Here is an 18,205-nt window from a genome sequence, read left to right as displayed (position 1 = left end):
ATTCTCTAGCAAACAACACGGTGTCGGCTCCGGTGACGAAGTAGGCCCTGGCCATCTCAATAAGGCTCCTTGCGCAACACGCCATAGACCACCTGGTAGGTGGCCGGCAAGCCCTGGGGCTGGCGGAAGCCCTCGTAGGCCTCGCGTAGCGCCAGGATGCGTGCCCGCCCGGTGAGGCCGCCGGGGCGGCCGGGGTTGAGGTTGTGGGCACCCAGGGCTTTCAACTCATGGGTCAGGCTGCGCAGGTCGGCAAAGTGCAGCACCTCGGCCCGGCTCTCCAGGCTCAGCAGCCCCAGGCCGCTGGCGCCGCACAGCTGCCGGTAGTCGTCGAAGCGGCGGAAGCGGTTAACGTGGACGAAGCCGTCCACCTCCTGCCAGCTGGCGCGCAGCTCCTGCAGGGTGCCGACGCACAGGCTGCTGAAGGCCAACACGCCGCCTGGGCGCAACACCCGACGGGTCTCGCCCAGCACCGCCTGGAAGTCCCCGCACCACTGCAGCGCCAGGCTGGAATAGAGCAAATCACAGGACTCGTCGCGCAGCGGCAGGCACTCGGCATCGCCGGCGATGAACTGCCGCGCCCCGCCCAGGGGCCGGGCGTGGCGCAGCATGCCCTCGGCGATATCCAGGGCCACGCCCTCGGCGGCGGCGAAACGCGCGCCCAGGGCGCGGCTGAAATGGCCGGTGCCGCAGCCCAGATCGAGCCAGCGACGCGGCGCCAGGTCCGCTGGCAGTCGCGCCAACAGCTGCGCACCGACGCTGCGCTGCAGCGCGGCGACGCTGTCGTAGCTGCCCGCCGCCCGGGAGAAGGACGCGGCGACCTGGCGCTTGTCCGGCAGCCCCGCCTGGGCCTGATCAGTCATCGCCGGCCTCGTGCAGGAAGGCCTGGATCGCCGCCGCCACCTCGTGGGGGCGCTCCAGCAGGAAGGCATGGCTGGCCGTGTCGATCAGGCCGATCTCGACATCCGGCAGCAACTCCAGCAGGGCCGCCGCCGCACCGACCGGCACCAGCGCATCGCCGCCGGCGAACAGGTGCAGTTGCGGGCCGACGAAGGCCTGCAGCGCGGCGCGGCCGTCCAACGCGGCGAGCAGGTCGAGGCAGGCCAGCAAGGTGTCGCTGCTGTCGTGAGGCGCCGCGCCGAGCAGCAGGCGCGACAGTCCGCGGGCATCGCCCGCGCCCTGGGCGCAGAGCAGGGCGAAGCGTTTCAGCGTCGCCCGTCCATCCTCGGCGCAGCCCTGGCGGAAGGCGGCGAAGGTGTTCGCCGGCATCGCCGCCGGCCACTGCGCCTCGGCGACGAAGCGCGGATTGCTGGCCAGGCACAGCAGGCCGCGGCAATGCGCGCCGCGGCGCGCGGCGAGCTGAGCGGCGAGCATGCCGCCGAGGGACCAGCCGCCCAGCCAGCAGTCCTGGGGCAGGTTGGCGTCCAGTTCGTCGAGCCAGTCCTCGGGGGTGCCGCTATCGAGCGACGGTAACGGCTCGATCTCGACCCGCAGGTGAGGATCGAGCCCGTGCAGGGCCTCGGCCAGCGGCGCCAGCGGCGCCGTCCCCAGGCCCCAGCCGGGCAGCAGAATCAGCCGGTCACGCATGGCCACCCTCCTCGTCCCCGGCTGCCACCCGCGGCCAGCACTCGGCCAGGGCTTCCAGCAGCAGCTCCAGCTGCGCCAGGCTGTGGGCCGCCGACAGGGTCACGCGCAGGCGCGCGCGGCCGGCCGGCACGGTCGGCGGGCGGATCGCGGTCACCAGCAGGCCGCGCTCGCGCAGCAGCTGGGACAGGCGCAGGGCGCGGCCGCTATCGCCGACCAGGATCGGCTGGATCGGCGTGGCGCTGTCCATCAGCTGCAAACCTATTGCTCGCGCACCTTCGCGGAAGCGCGCGATCAGCGCATTGAGGTGCTCGCGGCGCCAGTGCTCGCCGCGCAGCAACTCCAGGCTCTTGAGGGTGGCGCAGGCCAGCGCCGGCGGCTGGCTGGTGGTGTAGATATAGGGGCGGGCGAACTGCACCAGGGTCTCGATCAGTTCCTCGCTGCCGGCGACGAAGGCGCCGGCGGTGCCGAAGCCCTTGCCCAGGGTGCCGACCAGCACCTGCACCTCGTCCACGCCCAGGCCGAAGTGCTCGGCGATGCCACCGCCGTTGGCGCCGAGCGGGCCGAAGCCGTGGGCGTCGTCGACCATCACCCAGGCGTCCCGCTTCTTCGCCTCGGCGCAGAGCGCCGGCAGGTCGGCCAGGTCGCCGTCCATGCTGAACACCCCGTCGGTCACCACCAGGGTGTTGCCGCTCGCCTTCGCCAGGCGGCCGGCCAGGCTGGCGGCATCGTTGTGCAGGTAGCGGGAGAAGCGGGCACCGGACAGCAGCCCGGCGTCCAGCAGGGAGGCGTGATTGAGACGGTCTTCCAGCACCGTGTCGCCCTGACCGAGCAGCGCGGTGACCGCGCCGAGGTTGGCCATGTAGCCGGTGGAGAACAGCAGTGCCCGGGGCCGCCCGGTGAAGGCGGCCAGGGCCTCCTCGAGTTCGTGGTGCGGGGTACTGTGGCCGATCACCAGGTGCGAGGCGCCGCCACCGACGCCCCAGCGCCGGGCACCGGCCTGCCAGGCCTCGATCACCTGGGGGTGATTGGCCAGGCCGAGGTAGTCGTTGGAACAGAAGGCCAGCAGCTCGCGGCCGTCGACCCTGACCTGCGGGCCCTGCGGCGAATCGAGCAACGGCCGCTGGCGATACAGCTGGGCGGCGCGGCGCTCGGCGAGGCGGGAGGCGAGATCGAAACTCATGGCAAGACCCGGTGGATAACCGCAGGCGGGTTATCCACCCGACAAAGAACTACATAGGGTGGGTGAGGCGAGGCTCATCCACCGCCCGACTTCAGACCGCGGCGTTATAGAACAGCTCGGAATCGCGCTGCTCCACCAGGGCCTGCTCGATGGCGGCCTGGTGCACCTCGTCGGCGTGCTCCTGGCGCTCCTCGGGCTTGATGCCGAGGCGGGCGAACAGCTGCATGTCCTTGTCGGCCTGGGGGTTGGCGGTGGTCAGCAGCTTCTCGCCGTAGAAGATCGAGTTGGCACCGGCGAAGAAGGCCAGGGCCTGCATCTGCTCGTTCATCGCCTCGCGACCGGCGGACAGGCGCACGTGGGACTTGGGCATCATGATCCGCGCCACGGCGAGCATGCGGATGAAGTCGAAGGGGTCGACGTCCTGCTCCTCGGCCAGCGGCGTGCCCTGGACCTTGACCAGCATGTTGATCGGCACCGACTCCGGATGCTCCGGCAGGTTGGCCAGCTGAATCAGCAGGCCGGCGCGGTCGTCCAGCGACTCGCCCATGCCGAGGATGCCGCCCGAGCAGATCTTCATCCCCGACTCGCGCACGTGGGCCAGGGTCTCCAGGCGTTCCGAGTAAGTCCGCGTGGTGATGATATTGCCGTAGAACTCCGGCGAGGTATCCAGGTTGTGGTTGTAATAGTCGAGGCCGGCCTCGGCCAGGGCCTGGGTCTGCTCCTTGCTCAGCTTGCCCAGGGTCATGCAGGTTTCCAGGCCCAGGGCCTTGACCCCCTCGACCATCTTCAGCACGTAGGGCATGTCCTTGGCCGACGGGTGCTTCCAGGCCGCGCCCATGCAGAAACGGGTGGAGCCGATGGCCTTGGCCTCGGCCGCCGCCTCCAGCACCTTCTGCACCTCCATCAGCTTTTCCTTGTCCAGGCCGGTGTTGTAGTGGCCGGACTGCGGGCAGTACTTGCAGTCTTCCGGGCAGGCGCCGGTCTTGATCGACAGCAGCGTGGAGACCTGCACGCGGTTGGCGTCGAAGTGCGCGCGGTGCACCGTCTGCGCCTGGAACAGCAGGTCGTTGAAGGGTTGCTGGAAGAGCGCCTTGACCTCGGCTGGGGTCCAATCGTGACGCAGGTGGGCGGCGGTGGTAGCGCTCATGGATGATTCCTTGTTGGGGGCAACGGCCTGCTAGAGTCAGCAGGCACGACACGGATGTTCGGCATCTTTATGGAAGGCCCATGCACTGTCAACCTGGCAAGGCGCTATCGGTTTACCGATGGTTAAAAAACAAACAGCACTGCACGCTATGCGATGAGCCCGCGGACCTGGCCCAGGCCCTGTGCAGCAGCTGCGAGGGCGAACTGCCCTGGCTGGGCGAGCACTGCCAGGTCTGCGCCCTGCCGTTGCCGGGTGCCGGACTGATCTGCGGCGCCTGCCAGCGCCGGCCGCCGAGTTTCGATCGGGTGACGGCGCCCTGGCGCTATGCCTTCCCGGTGGACAGCCTGATCACCCGTTTCAAGCACCAGGCGCAGTGGCCATTAGGACGTCTGCTCGGCGAGCTTTTGTCACATCATCTGCGTCACGCCTTCGCGGAAGGCCTACCTCGCCCCGACCTGCTGCTGCCGGTGCCCCTGGCCAACGCGCGGCAGCGTCGACGCGGCTTCAACCAGGCGCAGCTGCTCGCCCAGTGGCTGAGCGAAGAGCTGCGACTGCCGCGGCAAGGGCACTGGTTGCAGCGCATCGGCGATACCCCGGCGCAGCAACAGCTGAACGCCGCCGCGCGCCGGCGCAACCTGCGCCACGCCTTCGCCCTGGCGGCCGAGAGCCGGGTCGCCGGGCTGCACCTGGCCCTGGTCGACGATGTGCTGACCACCGGCGCCACCGCCGAGAGCCTGGCGCGCCTGCTGAAGAAAGCCGGTGCGGCGCGGGTCGATGTCTACTGCCTGGCCCGCACGCCCAAGCCCGGGGACGGCTGAGCGGGCATCCCCTGCGCGCTGGGGGTACACTGGGCGATCCCCGCTCCGGAGCCGACCATGTCCCACCCCTTCGACGCCCTCACCCCCGACCTGGTCCTGGATGCCGTGGAGAGCCTCGGCTACCTCAGCGACGCCCGGGTCCTGGCGCTGAACAGCTACGAGAACCGCGTCTACCAGGTGGGCATCGAGGACCAGGCGCCGCTGATCGCCAAGTTCTACCGCCCGCAGCGCTGGAGCGACGCGGCGATCCGCGAGGAACACGGCTTCAGCTTCGAACTGGCCGAGTGCGAGGTGCCGGTGGTGGCACCGCTCATGCGCGACGGCGAGACCCTGTTCGAGCACGCCGGCTTCCGCTTCGCCCTGTTCCCCCGTCGCGGCGGCCGCGCCCCGGAGCCGGGCAATCTGGATCAGCTGTATCGCCTCGGCCAGCTGCTCGGCCGCCTGCACGCGGTCGGCTCGACCCGGCCGTTCAGCCACCGCGAACACCTCGGCGTGGACAACTACGGCCACGCCTCGCTGGCCACCCTGCTCGACGGCGGCTTCATTCCGCGCAGCCTGCTGCCGGCCTACGAGTCGGTGGCCCGGGATCTGCTCAAGCGGCTCGACGGCCTGTTCGCCAACACCCCGGTGCAGGCGATCCGCCTGCACGGCGACTGCCACCCCGGCAACCTGCTGTGCCGCGACGAGACCTTCCACATGGTCGACCTCGACGACTGCCGCATGGGCCCTGCCGTGCAGGACCTGTGGATGATGCTGGCAGGCCCGCGCCACGAGCGCCTCGGCCAACTGTCCGAGCTGATGGACGGCTACCAGGAGTTCCACGACTTCGACCCCCGCGAGCTGCCGCTGATCGAAGGCCTGCGCGCCTTGCGCCTGATGCACTACAGCGCCTGGCTGGCCCGGCGCTGGGACGACCCGGCCTTCCCCCACAGCTTCCCCTGGTTCGGCACGGAGCGTTACTGGGGCGAGCAGGTGCTGATGCTGCGCGAGCAGCTGGCGGCGCTGGACGAGGAACCGCTGAGACTGTTCTGAAACAGGCGGCCGAGGCTGTAACGAAGGTTTTACAGACGGCGCGCTGGGCCCTGGAAGAAAAGCGCCGCCGCCACAGACAGCCGGTGAATGACCCGACTAGAATCCAAGGCTTTGTTAGCTGCCTAAGCAAGGACTCTGCATGGCCACCGCCAACCCGCGCCGCGGGTACATTCTCGGCCTCACCGCCTACATCATCTGGGGCCTGTTCCCCCTCTACTTCAAAGCCATCCAGAGCGTTCCGGCTCTGGAGATCGTCGTGCATCGCGCGCTCTGGTCCGCGCTGTTCGGCGCGGCCCTGCTGCTGCTGTGGAAACACCCGGGCTGGCTGCGCGAGTTGCGCGACAACCCCCGGCGCCTGGCCGTGCTGGCGGCCTCCGGCGTGCTGATCGCCAGCAACTGGCTGATCTACGTCTGGGCGGTGAACAACGAGCGCATGCTCGAGGCCAGCCTGGGCTACTACATCAACCCGCTGGTCAACGTACTGCTCGGACTGCTGCTGCTCGGCGAGCGCCTGCGCCGCCTGCAATGGCTGGCCGTGGGCCTGGCCGCCCTGGGCGTGGTACAGCAGGTGTGGCAGGTCGGCAGCCTGCCCTGGGTGTCCCTGGCCCTGGCTCTGACCTTCGGCTTCTACGGGCTGATCCGCAAGCAGGCGCCGGTCGCCGCCCTGCCCGGCCTGGTGGTGGAAACCTGGCTGCTGCTGCCGCTGGCCCTCGGCTGGCTGCTGCTGCATCCCGCGGCGATGAGCAGCCAGGCGCCCTTCTGGAGCACCTCGGAGGCGCTCTGGTTGATCGCCGCCGGGCCCATCACCCTGGTGCCGCTGGTGTGCTTCAACGCCGCCGCCCGCCACCTGCCCTACACCACCCTGGGCTTCCTGCAGTACATCGCCCCGACCCTGGTGCTGCTGCTGGCGGTGTGGGTGTTCGGCGAGCATTTCGACCCGAGCCGGCTGCTGGCCTTCGTCTGCATCTGGGCCGGCCTGGCGCTGTACAGCCTGGACGCCTGGCTGACCCTGAGACGCCGGGGCCGGGCTTGATCCCAGGACACCACGCCCCGGACGCCGAGCCCAGCGATGTTCGCCAGGCCGCCCATGCGGCACGCGGCGCCTGATCAGAAAACACCCAGCCGGGCCCAGGCCGCGCCCGGCCTGGGCCCGGGCCAGTCATCCCGTGCTTATCCACAGAACAATCCCCGGCCTTTGTGAACAAGCCGTTGAAATTGCTGGTTTTTTAATCGACTCACGGCACGCCACGGGGCACTAGCGCCAGCGTCGGTGCTCCCCAGGTTATCCACAGCGCTGCCCACCGTGGCCGTGGATATCGTGGCCTCTAGGCTTCGGCGCGCAGGTTGAGCTCGACCATCAGATCGTCGGCCAGGGTCTCCAGCTTGGCCTGCAACGCCTCCAGGGACAGCCCCTGCGGCACCGCCAGCAGTGCCTCGGCATGGAACAGCGGCTCGCTGCTCATGGGCGCCGGCATCACCTCGGTGACCAGGCTCTCCAGGTTGACCCCCTGCTCGGTGAGCAGCCGGGTGATATCGCGGATGATCCCCGGCCGGTCGTTGCCGACCAGGTCGAGGTGGATGGGTTTCCAGCCGCCCGACGGCTCGCTGCCGCCCTCCGCCAGCAGCACGCGAATACCCTGGGCGGCCAGCCCCTGCAGTTCATCGACCAGTTCGGCGCGGGCCTCGCTCGGCACGGCGACGCGCAGTATCCCGGCGAACTGCCCGGCCATACGCGACATGCGGCTCTCCAGCCAGTTGCCGCCATGCGTGTTCACGCATTGGGCGACCCGCTCGACCACGCCCGGTTGATCCTGGGCGATGACGGTAAGTACCAGATGATCCATGGAAAGCCCCCTCGTCTTGATCGGGCGCAGGCAGCGCCCGCGGCATCAGCCACCTCGCTCGGGCAGGCCTAGCCAATAGGTATAGAACATTTCGTCCCGCACATAGCCCAGGCGCTCGTACAGTGCCTGCCCGGCCAGATTGCCCTTCGCCGTCTCCAGTTGCAAACCGCAGGCGCCGGACGCCTCGGCATGACCGCGGGCGGCATTCATCAGGGCCTCGCCGACGCCGCGCCGGCGCGCCGCCGGGGCCACGTAGAGGTCGCTCAGCAGCCAGGCCGGGCGCAGCGCCAGGGAAGCGCTGAACGGATAGAGTTGGACGAACCCCAGCGCCCCACCGGCCGGGTCGCGCCCCAGCAGCAGCGCCGAATCGCCACGCTCCAGGCGCTCGGCCAGGAAACTGCGTATCGCAGACAGCGGCTTGTCCACCTCGTAGAACTGCAGATAGGCGGCGAACAGCCCGCTCAGCTCGTCGAGGTCGTCCATGGTGGCCGGCTGTATATGCATCGCTCAACTCCGTGCAATAAGCCCGCAGTATAGGCCCCAGCAACCCGCCGCCGACGCCGGCAATTATCCGTGTACCGTTCAAACATTTTTATGAAACAATAATTACAAATCTTGTGCACAAAAATCCCATGACGTGACTGCACGGCACTTTCCGGTCGCGGAGCGACGCGCACCCGCTGATTTTCCCGATATCTTGATGTAGTATGCCGCGCCACGGACTACAAGACGTAAACCCCAGGTTCCAAGCGGCTATTGAGTAAAGCTGAAGAGCTGAGCAGAGTGAGGCAAGTGATGACTGAACGCGTTCAAGTCGGTGGCCTGCAGGTCGCCAAAGTGCTGTTCGACTTCGTGAACAACGAAGCCATCCCCGGGACCGGCATCGCCGCCGACGCCTTCTGGAACGGCGTCGAAGCCGTGATCAACGAGCTGGCGCCGAAGAACCGCGCCCTGCTGGCCAAGCGCGACCAGCTGCAGGCGCAGATCGATGCCTGGCACCAGGCCCGCGCCGGTCAGGCCCACGACGCCGCGGCCTACAAGGCCTTCCTCGAGGAGATCGGCTACCTGCTGCCGGAGCCTGCCGACTTCAAGGTCAGCACCCAGAACGTCGACGAGGAAATCGCCCGCCTGGCCGGTCCGCAGCTGGTGGTGCCGGTGATGAACGCGCGCTTCGCCCTGAACGCCTCCAACGCCCGCTGGGGTTCGCTGTACGACGCGCTGTACGGCACCGATGTGATCGGCGAGGAAGGCGGCGCCGAGAAGGGCAAGGGCTACAACAAGGTCCGCGGCGACAAGGTCATCGCCTTCGCCCGCGCCTTCCTCGACCAGGCCGCGCCGCTGGGCGCCGGCTCCCACGCCGATGCCATCGGCTACCGCATCGAAGGCGGCCGCCTGCTGGTCAGCCTCAAGGGCGGCAGCAACAGCGGCCTGCGCGACGATGCCCAGCTGGTCGGCTTCCAGGGCGACGCCCACGCGCCGTTCGCCATCCTGCTCAAGCACAACGGCCTGCACTTCGAGATCCAGATCGACGCCAACAGCCCGATCGGCAGCACCGATGCCGCCGGGGTCAAGGACGTGCTGATGGAAGCCGCCCTGACCACCATCATGGACTGCGAGGACTCGGTCGCCGCGGTCGATGCCGACGACAAGGTGGTGGTCTACCGCAACTGGCTGGGCCTGATGAAGGGCGACCTGACCGAACAGGTATCCAAGGGCGGCCAGACCTTCACCCGCACCATGAACCCGGACCGCGTCTATACCCAGCCGGACGGCGGCGAGCTGACACTGCACGGCCGCTCCCTGCTGTTCGTGCGCAACGTCGGCCACCTGATGACCATCGACGCCATCGTCGACGGCCAGGGCTTCGAGGTGCCGGAAGGCATGATGGACGGCCTGGTCACCAGCCTGATCACCCTCCACAACCTCAACGGCAACACCAGCCGCCACAACACCCGCACCGGCAGCGTGTACATCGTCAAGCCGAAGATGCACGGCCCGGAAGAGGTCGCCTTCACCGACGAGCTGTTCGGCCGCGTCGAGGACGTCCTCGGCCTGCCGCGCCACACCCTCAAGGTCGGCATCATGGACGAGGAGCGCCGCACCACGGTCAACCTCAAGGCCTGCATCCAGGCGGCCAGCGAGCGCGTGGTGTTCATCAATACCGGCTTCCTCGACCGCACCGGCGACGAGATCCACACCTCCATGGAGGCCGGCGCCATGGTGCGCAAGGCGGCGATGAAGGGCGAGAAGTGGATCGGCGCCTACGAGAACAACAACGTCGACGTCGGCCTGGCCTGCGGCCTGCAGGGCCGCGCGCAGATCGGCAAGGGCATGTGGGCCATGCCCGACCTGATGGCGGCGATGGTCGAGCAGAAGGTCGCCCATCCGCTGGCCGGCGCCAACACCGCCTGGGTGCCGTCGCCGACCGCCGCCACCCTGCACGCCCTGCACTACCACCAGGTCGACGTGTTCGCCCGCCAGGCCGAACTGGCCCAGCGCACCCCGGCCTCGGTCGACGACATCCTGAGCATCCCCCTGGCCGCCGAGACCCACTGGTCGGCCGAGGAAATCCAGAACGAGCTGGACAACAACGCCCAGGGCATCCTCGGCTACGTGGTGCGCTGGATCGACCAGGGCGTCGGCTGCTCCAAGGTGCCGGACATCAACGACATCGGCCTGATGGAAGACCGCGCCACCCTGCGCATCTCCAGCCAGCTGCTGGCCAACTGGCTGCGCCACGGCATCGCCAGCGAGGCGCAGATAGTCGAGAGCCTCAAGCGCATGGCCCCGGTGGTCGACCGGCAGAACGCGAGTGACCCGCTGTACCGGCCGATGGCGCCGGACTTCGACGGCAACATCGCCTTCCAGGCCGCCCTGGAGCTGGTGATCGAGGGCGCCAAGCAGCCCAACGGCTACACCGAGCCGGTGCTGCACCGCCGCCGCCGCGAGTTCAAGGCAAAGAACGACCTGTAACTCCGCGCAGCTGCACGGCAAGAACCGCCCTCCGGGGCGGTTTTTTATTGGCGCTAGACTTAGGTCCAATGGGCAACCGGCCGCGCAGCGCCGACCATAGCCCCTCAGTGACCCGTCGAGAGCGCCCATGAGCACAGCGGATGACTTCGCCCAGGCGGGCAAGGCCGCGGTGATGCAGAACATCCACGGCACCATGGAGTTCCTGCAGAAGTTCCCGCCCTTCAACCAGATGGACACGGCCCACCTGGCCTACCTGGTGGAGCGCTGCCAGCTGCGCTTCTATGGCGAGGGCGAAACCATCATCAAGCCGGCCGACGGCCCGGTGGAGCACTTCTATATCGTCAAGCAGGGCCGGGTGCACGGCGAGCGGCCGCACTCGGCACGCCGCGGCAGCGAGACCACCTTCGAGATCACCAGCGGCGAATGCTTCCCCCTGGCCGCATTGATCGGCGAGCGCGCCACCCGCACCGAGCACCTGGCCGCGGAAGACTGCTTCTGCCTGCTGCTGCCCAAGGCCGCCTTCGTCAAGCTGTTCGCGGTATCCAACCCGTTGCGCGACTTCGCCCTGCGCGGGGTCAGCAGCCTGCTCGACCAGGTCAACCAGCAGGTGCAGTTGCGCGCGGTGGAGACCCTCGGCGCGCAGTATTCGCTGGATACCCGCCTGGGCGAACTGGCCATGCGCCAGCCGATCGGCTGCGCGCCGGATACGCCGCTGCGCGAGGCGGTCAAGCAGATGCACGAGCAGCACGTCGGCAGCATCGTCGTACTCGACCCGGCCCACAGGCCCCTGGGCATCTTCACCCTGCGTGACCTGCGCCGGGTGATCGCCGCCGGCGAGTCGCTGGAGCAACCGATCGAGCGCCTGATGACCCCGGCCCCCTTCCACCTGCCGCCGGATGCCAGCGCCTTCGACGCGGCCATCGCCATGACCGAGCGGCACATCGCCCACGTCTGCCTGGTCGAACACGAGCGCCTGTGCGGCGTGGTCTCCGAGCGCGATCTGTTCTCCCTGCAACGGGTCGACCTGGTGCACCTGGCGCGCACCATCCGCCATGCCGGGCGGGTCGAGACCCTGACCGCCCTGCGCGACGACATCCGCCTGCTGGTCGACCGCATGCTGGCCCACGGCGCCAGCTCGACCCAGATCACCCATATCATCACCCTGCTCAACGACCACACGGTGTGCCGGGTGATCGAGCTGACCCTCGAGGACCTGGGCGATCCCGGCGTGCCCTTCACCTGGCTGTGCTTCGGCAGCGAGGGGCGCCGCGAACAGACCCTGCACACCGACCAGGACAACGGCATCCTGTTCGAAGCCGCGGACAAGACCGCGGCCGCCGAGATGCGCCGACGCCTGTTGCCCTTGGCCGCCGAGATCAACCAGCGCCTGGCCCGCTGCGGCTTCACCCTGTGCAAGGGCAACATCATGGCCGGCAACCCCGAGCTGTGCCTGTCGCGCCAGGAATGGTCGCGGCGCTTCGCCGGCTTCATCGACGAAGCCACGCCGGAGAACCTGCTGGCCTCGAGCATCTACTTCGACATGCGCGTGGTCTGGGGCCCGCCGGAAGGCTGCGCGCAGGTCCGCGAGGAACTGCTGCGGCGCATCCACGGGCACAGCCTGTTCCAGCGCATGATGGCCGAGAACGCCCTGCGCCAGCGCCCGCCCATTGGCCGCTTCCGCGACTTCGTGGTGGCGCGCAAGGGCGCCGAGAAGGACACCCTCGACCTCAAGGTGCAGGGCCTGACGCCCTTCGTCGACGGCGCCCGGCTGCTCGCCCTGGCCCACGGCATCGAGAGCTGCAACACCCTGGAGCGGCTGCGCGAACTGATCGCCAAGAAGGTCATCGAACGACTCGATGGCGCGGCCTTCGAGGAGGCCTATCACTTCATCCAGCAGACCCGCATGCAGCAGCACCAGCTGCAGGCCCGCGAGCACCAGCCCTACTCCAACCGCCTCGACCCGGACAGCCTCAACCACCTGGACCGGCGCATCCTGCGCGAATCCTTCCGCCAGGCCCAGCGCCTGCAGAGCAGCCTGGCCCTGAGGTATCAGCTATGAGCCAGTTCCGCTGGCTGACCGGTCGCGGTCCGGCCCTGCGCGCAGAGCATCTGGAGCGTCGTGCGCGGCTGGCGCCGCCGGCGCCGCTGGACGCTCGGCCGCTGGCCGAGCAACGCCTGGTGGTGCTGGATCTGGAGACCAGCGGCCTGGACACCAAGCGCGATCAGGTGCTGTCGATCGGCGCGGTACTGATCGAGAACGGCGCCATCGACCTGGCCCGGCAGTTCGAGTGCACCCTGAGCTGCGACCAGCCTTTGGGCGCCAGCGTGCTGATCCACGGCCTGACGCCCAGCAGCATCGCCGCCGGCAGCGAACCGGCCGAAGCCCTGCTGGACTTCATGGAATTCGTCGGCGACAGCCCGCTGCTGGCCTTCCACGCCGCCTTCGACCAGCGCATGCTCGGCCGCGCCCTCAAGCAGCACCTGGGCCAGCGCCTGCGCCATCCTTTCTTCGATGTCGCCGAGCTGGCGCCGCTGCTCTGTCCCCAGGCGACTATCCGCCGCGGCGGCCTGGACGACTGGGCTCGCCACTTCGGCCTGCAGGTGCACCAGCGCCACCATGCCAGCGCCGACGCCCTGATCACCGCCGAGCTGGCGCTGATCCTGTTCAGCCAGGCGCGGCGCCAGCGACTGGACAGCCTGCCGGCCCTGCAACAACGCCTGGCCGGCTGGCGCCGGCGTCAACGCGCCCATCAGCTGGCGCTCTAGTCCGGCCCCCTGGCCGACCTAGACAGTTTTCGCACTAGGGCGCCGCCGCCGGCCAAAAAAAGGCATTAAAAACCTTTTAACCCATCTAAATCAGCCAGTTACAAAACCAGACAACCCACAACCGGAAACTCGCCAGCAAATTGACAGACCCGAGGCCCCTGGCTTTAGTTAGAGGGCTAGCACGTGTTGGTTGTCCCCACGCGCCATGCTGGAGGGGCCGCTGCGCAGTTTCGTCTCACCGCCGTTCTCCATGAGTCGAATGAGAGGATTTTCGTCGGGTTCCCGGCGGAAACGGGGAGAGCCGTGATGAACGAGAAGCGCACGAACACCGACCGCGCCCCTGCCGACGACTCGGCCGAGGGGCCTTCCAGGCGCCGCTTCCTCAAGCTGTCGGCGGCGGCCATGGCGACGCCGCTGCTGCACCCACGCCATGGCCAGGCCGCGCTGTGGGTGACCACGCCGCAGCCGGTGTTTCCGCCCAGCCCGCGGACCCGGCCCTGGCTGGAAGAACTGCCCAGGGCGATAGTCCCGGTGCGGCCCGCCGACGTCCTGGTCCCGGCCGCCGAGGCCGAGCCGAAATACGACGACGAGGAGGCCGGGCGCGAATCCCACCAGCGCTTCGACGAGCTCGTCGCCGCCCTCGGCGCCCCGACCCTCTATGAGCTGAGGGCCAAGGCCGTGCCCTGGCGCTTTCACCCGGACCTGCCCACCCAGACCGCCTGGACCTACGTCAGCGCGGGCGACGAGGCGACCCTGCCGTCCACCATCCTGGCCCGCTACGGCAAGCCGGTGGTCTGCCGCTTCCATAACGAGCTGCCCAAGGATCACGTGGGCTTCGGCAGCCCGGAGATCTCCACCCACCTGCACAACCTGCACATGTCCTCCGGCTGCGACGGTTACCCGGGGGACTACTACCGCGAGGACAAGGCCGGACCGACCCTCAAGGAAACCGGGCCCAACGGCGGCAAGGGGCGCTTCAAGGACCACTTCTACCCCAACGTCTATGCCGGCTACGACGACTGGCGGGCCAAGCACGGCGGGGGCATCGGCGACCCCAACGAGGCCCTCGGCACCCTCTGGTTCCATGACCACACCGAGGACTTCACCGCGCCGAACGTCTACCGCGGCCTGGCGGGTTTCTACCTGCTGTTCGACCCTATCGACTCGGGCGACGAGAGCGATCCGAGCACGACGGCCCTGCGCCTGCCCAGCGGCCGCTACGACTACCCCCTGGCCTTCGGCGACAAGCGCTTCGACCCGCAGGGCTACCTGTTCTGGGACGAGTTCCACGTCGAGGGCGTACTGGGCGACAAGGTGACGGTCAACGGCAAGATCGAGCCGGTGCTGCGCGTGGATGCGCGCAAGTACCGCCTGCGCCTGCTCAACAGCGGGCCCAGCCGCTTCTACGAGTTCTACCTGGTCGACGCCCGGGACAGACCGCAGCGCTTCACCTATATCGCCAACGACGGCAACCTGCTGCCGGCGCCGCTGCTCGACCAGCGCAGCGTGCGCCTGGCCGTGGCCGAGCGCGCCGACATAGTGGTGGACTTCTCCCGCTACCCGATCGGCACCGAGCTCTACCTGGTCAACCGCCTGCGCCAGGAGAGCACGCGCAAGCCCAAGGACGTCAGGGCGCCGGGCACCCGGGTGCTGAAGTTCATCGTCGACGCCTACCCCGCGCAGCAGGACCTGAGCCAGGTGCCGGCCACGCTGCGGCCGCTGCCGGAGCTGCCCAGCGCCGAGGAGCTCGCCAAGCTCAAGGTGCGGCGCTGGGAGTTCGACCGCAAGAGCGGCCTGTGGACGGTCAATGGCCGGCTGTTCGACGTGCACAACCCCAGGGCCAAGATCAAGAAGGGCAGCGCGGAGATCTGGGAGCTGGTGGGCGAGTCCGGCGGCTGGTCGCACCCCATCCACCTGCACCTGGAGGAAGGACGCATCCTCAGCAAGAGCGAGGATGACGTCGAGATCCCGATACCGCCCCATGAACGCGGGCGCAAGGACGTGTTCGAACTCGACCAGACCATGACCATCAGGGTGCTGGTGCGTTTCCGCGACTTCACCGGCAAGTACGTCATGCACTGCCACAACGTGATCCACGAGGACCACGCGATGATGGTGCGCTGGGACGTCGAGGGCGAAGACGCGGACGACGCCTGACCGGCGCCGGGACCCCATGCACGAGGTGCAAGGCAGATGAACACACGCAGAGGCTTATTGCTGGGCATGGGCGCCCTGGGCGTCGCCGCGCTCGGCCTGCACACCGCAGGCCGCACCAGGACCGGCGACCGGCGCCTGCCCAATACCCTGCTGCAGACCCACACGGGCCAGACGGTGCGTTTCTACGACGACCTGGTGCGCGACAAGGTGGTCGCCATCAACATGATGTACGTCGCCTGCGCCGGTATCTGCCCCGCCGCCACGGCCAACCTGCGCCAGGTGTACAGGCTGCTGGGCGAGCGGGTCGGGCGCGACGTGTTTCTCTACTCGCTGAGCCTGCAGCCGGAGCTGGACAGCCCGGAGGTGCTCAGGGACTACGCCGCGCAGCAGGGCATAGGCCCCGGCTGGCTGTTGCTCACCGGCGCCCCCGAGGAGGTCGAGCAGCTGCGCTACAGCCTCGGCTTCTACGACCCCGACCCGCTGCTCGACGCCGACAAGAACAACCACACCGGCATGCTGCGCATCGGCAACGACCGCTACCGGCGCTGGACCATGGCCGCCGCCCTGGCCAGCCCGCGGCAGATATTGGGCACCATCGAGCATGTCGAGGCCTAGCCGGCGCGTTACCCACAGCGGCGGTGGATAGCGCTGTGGACAGCCTCTGGACAAGCTGTAGCGACAGGCCTGCGGGCCAGGCGCCGCAAGGGCTCCCGCAATCTGGTCATTTATTGAGCCAATTCAACGAGATAGCTCGGCAGTTAGACACAGTATCTGTGCATCGCCCTGTGGATAAGCTGTGCCCTCGGCGGCGCAGGCCAGGGCCGACCGGGCCTGCGGCCCGGCGCTCGTTTTTCGTACAGCGCCGCGCCGCGGCGGCCAGAAAAGACAACGCCCCGTTTCCGGGGCGTTGTAGGTTGCGGAGCAGCACGCTGGCTTAGTGGTCGATCGCGGCACCGGCACCACGGGGGATGCGGATGTCCTCGATGATGTGCTGGATGTGCTCCGGCGGCGCCGAGGTCAGCTTGGCCACGATGATCGACACCACGAAGTTGAAGATCATGCCCAGGGTACCGATGCCCTCGGGGGAGATGCCGAACCACCACTCGTTCGGGCCCGCGCTCGGGTTGATGAACTTGTAGTAGACGATGTAGCTGAAGGTGAAGGCCAGGCCCACCACCATGCCGGCGATCGCCCCTTCCTTGTTCATCTTCTTGGAGAAGATGCCCATGACGATGGCCGGGAAGAACGAGGCCGCCGCCAGGCCGAAGGCGAACGCCACCACCTGCGCCACGAAGGCCGGCGGGTAGATGCCGAACAGACCGGCCACCACCACCGCCACACCGGCGGCGATACGGGCGGCGAGCAGCTCACCCTTCTCGCTGATGTTCGGCATGATGTTGCTCTTGAGCAGGTCGTGGGAGATCGAGGTGGAGATCACCAGCAGCAGGCCGGCGGCGGTGGACAGCGCGGCGGCCAGGCCACCGGCGGCGATCAGGGCGATCACCCAGCCCGGCAGGTTGGCGATTTCCGGGTTGGCCAGGACCATGATGTCGCGGTCCACGTACAGCTCGGTGGCCGCCTCGGTCGGGGCGTTGGTCACCAGACGCTGGCCATGCTCGCCACGCTCGTCGGCGAAGCTCGGGTTGCCGACGAAGGGTGCGCCCGGACCGTACTGGATCTTGCCGTCGCCGTTCTTGTCCAGCCAGGCGATCAGACCGGATTTCTCCCAGTTGCTGATCCACTGCGGCGCCTCTTCGTAGCTGATCCCCGGAATGGTGGTCAGCAGGTTGGTGCGGGCGAACGCGGCCACGGCCGGGGCGGTGGTGTAGAGGATGGCGATGAACAGCAGCGCATAGCCGGCCGACTTGCGCGCATCGCGCACGGTCGGGGTGGTGAAGAAGCGCACGATCACGTGGGGCAGGCCGGCGGTGCCGACCATCAGCGCCATGGTGATGAAGAACACGTCGATGGTCGACTTGCTGCCGTCGGTGTAGGTGCCGAAGCCCAGCTCGGTGCCCAGGCCGTTGAGGCGCTCGAGCACGGACTGGCCGGTGCCCACCACCTCGCTGCCGAAGCCCAGCTGCGGGATCGGGTTGCCGGTGATCAGCATGGAGATGTAAATCGCCGGCACCATGTAGGCGAAGATCATCACGCAGTACTGCGCCACCTGGGTGTAGGTGATGCCCTTCATGCCGCCGAGCACCGAGTAGAAGAACACGATGCACATGCCGATGATCACGCCGGTGTTGATGTCCACTTCCAGGTAACGGGAGAAGACGATGCCGACGCCGCGCATCTGCCCGGCCACGTAGGTGAAGGAGATGAAGATCACGCACACCACCGCCACCAGCCGCGCGGTCTGCGAGTAGTAGCGCTCGCCGATGAAGTCCGGCACGGTGAACTTGCCGAACTTGCGCAGGTAGGGTGCCAGGCACATGGCCAGGAGCACGTAGCCGCCGGTCCAGCCCATCAGGTAGACGCTGCCGTCCAGGCCGACGAAGGAGATGATCCCCGCCATGGAGATGAAGGACGCCGCGCTCATCCAGTCGGCGCCGGTGGCCATGCCGTTGAGCACCGGATGCACGCCCTTGCTGGCGACGTAGTACTCGCTGGTGGAGCCGGCACGGGTCCACAGGGCGATGCCGATATAGAGCGCGAAGGTCGCGCCGACGAACAGGTAGATCAGGGTTTGGGTATCCATGCT

Annotated in this window: 15 protein-coding genes; 8 read left to right on the top strand and 7 right to left on the bottom strand. The window is 68.2% G+C overall.

Going from position 1 to position 18,205, the window contains the following annotated elements:
• Positions 1-56: 56 nt before the first annotated feature.
• From bioC to bioB, 4 genes are all read right to left on the bottom strand, one after another.
• Positions 57-860, bottom strand: coding sequence for a malonyl-ACP O-methyltransferase BioC (gene bioC, locus ACSX1C_RS17935; RefSeq protein WP_439887283.1), 804 nt, complete (start codon positions 858-860; stop codon positions 57-59).
• Positions 853-1,584, bottom strand: a complete 732-nt coding sequence (locus ACSX1C_RS17930; RefSeq protein ID WP_439887282.1) for an alpha/beta fold hydrolase — start codon at positions 1,582-1,584, stop codon at positions 853-855. Before ACSX1C_RS17930 ends, bioC begins: the two co-directional genes overlap by 8 nt.
• Complete coding sequence (bioF, locus tag ACSX1C_RS17925; protein WP_439887281.1) at positions 1,577-2,764, bottom strand: 8-amino-7-oxononanoate synthase; 1,188 nt, start codon at positions 2,762-2,764, stop codon at positions 1,577-1,579. Before bioF ends, ACSX1C_RS17930 begins: the two co-directional genes overlap by 8 nt.
• A gap of 91 nt (positions 2,765-2,855) precedes the next feature.
• Positions 2,856-3,911: a biotin synthase BioB gene (bioB, locus tag ACSX1C_RS17920; protein ID WP_439887280.1), complete on the bottom strand. Its 1,056-nt coding sequence runs from the start codon at positions 3,909-3,911 to the stop codon at positions 2,856-2,858.
• A gap of 80 nt (positions 3,912-3,991) precedes the next feature.
• Between bioB and ACSX1C_RS17915 the strand changes: the two genes are divergently transcribed.
• From ACSX1C_RS17915 to rarD, 3 genes are all read left to right on the top strand, one after another.
• Positions 3,992-4,729: a ComF family protein gene (locus tag ACSX1C_RS17915; protein WP_439887279.1), complete on the top strand. Its 738-nt coding sequence runs from the start codon at positions 3,992-3,994 to the stop codon at positions 4,727-4,729.
• 57 nt (positions 4,730-4,786) lie between these two features.
• On the top strand, positions 4,787-5,761 hold the full coding sequence (locus tag ACSX1C_RS17910) for a serine/threonine protein kinase (RefSeq protein WP_439887278.1): 975 nt from the start codon (positions 4,787-4,789) through the stop codon (positions 5,759-5,761).
• 139 nt (positions 5,762-5,900) lie between these two features.
• On the top strand, positions 5,901-6,794 hold the full coding sequence (gene rarD, locus ACSX1C_RS17905; protein WP_439887277.1) for an EamA family transporter RarD: 894 nt from the start codon (positions 5,901-5,903) through the stop codon (positions 6,792-6,794).
• 292 nt (positions 6,795-7,086) lie between these two features.
• Here rarD and ACSX1C_RS17900 read toward each other — a convergent pair whose 3' ends face one another.
• Together ACSX1C_RS17900 and ACSX1C_RS17895 are read right to left on the bottom strand one after the other, a co-directional pair.
• Positions 7,087-7,605, bottom strand: coding sequence for a glycine cleavage system protein R (locus ACSX1C_RS17900; RefSeq protein WP_439887276.1), 519 nt, complete (start codon positions 7,603-7,605; stop codon positions 7,087-7,089).
• A gap of 45 nt (positions 7,606-7,650) precedes the next feature.
• On the bottom strand, positions 7,651-8,109 hold the full coding sequence (locus ACSX1C_RS17895; RefSeq protein ID WP_439887275.1) for a GNAT family N-acetyltransferase: 459 nt from the start codon (positions 8,107-8,109) through the stop codon (positions 7,651-7,653).
• Between the two features lie 291 nt (positions 8,110-8,400).
• Here ACSX1C_RS17895 and ACSX1C_RS17890 point away from each other — a divergent pair, with 291 nt between their 5' ends.
• From ACSX1C_RS17890 to ACSX1C_RS17870, 5 genes are all read left to right on the top strand, one after another.
• Positions 8,401-10,578, top strand: a complete 2,178-nt coding sequence (locus tag ACSX1C_RS17890) for a malate synthase G (protein ID WP_439887274.1) — start codon at positions 8,401-8,403, stop codon at positions 10,576-10,578.
• A gap of 127 nt (positions 10,579-10,705) precedes the next feature.
• Entirely contained in the window at positions 10,706-12,637 is a 1,932-nt protein-coding gene (locus ACSX1C_RS17885) for a putative nucleotidyltransferase substrate binding domain-containing protein (RefSeq protein ID WP_439887273.1), read from the top strand.
• Positions 12,634-13,344, top strand: a complete 711-nt coding sequence (locus ACSX1C_RS17880) for a 3'-5' exonuclease (RefSeq protein WP_439887272.1) — start codon at positions 12,634-12,636, stop codon at positions 13,342-13,344. Before ACSX1C_RS17885 ends, ACSX1C_RS17880 begins: the two co-directional genes overlap by 4 nt.
• Positions 13,345-13,650: 306 nt before the next feature.
• Entirely contained in the window at positions 13,651-15,501 is a 1,851-nt protein-coding gene (locus ACSX1C_RS17875) for a multicopper oxidase family protein (RefSeq protein WP_439887271.1), read from the top strand.
• A 36-nt stretch (positions 15,502-15,537) separates the two neighbouring features.
• Complete coding sequence (locus ACSX1C_RS17870; RefSeq protein ID WP_439887270.1) at positions 15,538-16,116, top strand: SCO family protein; 579 nt, start codon at positions 15,538-15,540, stop codon at positions 16,114-16,116.
• A gap of 319 nt (positions 16,117-16,435) precedes the next feature.
• Here the strand turns inward: ACSX1C_RS17870 and ACSX1C_RS17865 are convergent, their stop codons facing one another.
• Entirely contained in the window at positions 16,436-18,202 is a 1,767-nt protein-coding gene (locus ACSX1C_RS17865; protein WP_439887269.1) for a sodium:solute symporter family protein, read from the bottom strand.
• Between the last annotated feature and the right edge of the window lie 3 nt (positions 18,203-18,205).

The organism is Pseudomonas sp. MBLB4123 (assembly GCF_051904775.1).
Taxonomy (GTDB): Bacteria; Pseudomonadota; Gammaproteobacteria; order Pseudomonadales; family Pseudomonadaceae; genus Aquipseudomonas; species Aquipseudomonas benzenivorans_B.
Note: the sequence above shows the minus strand (reverse complement) of the source record. Positions and strands in the feature narration are given on the sequence as shown.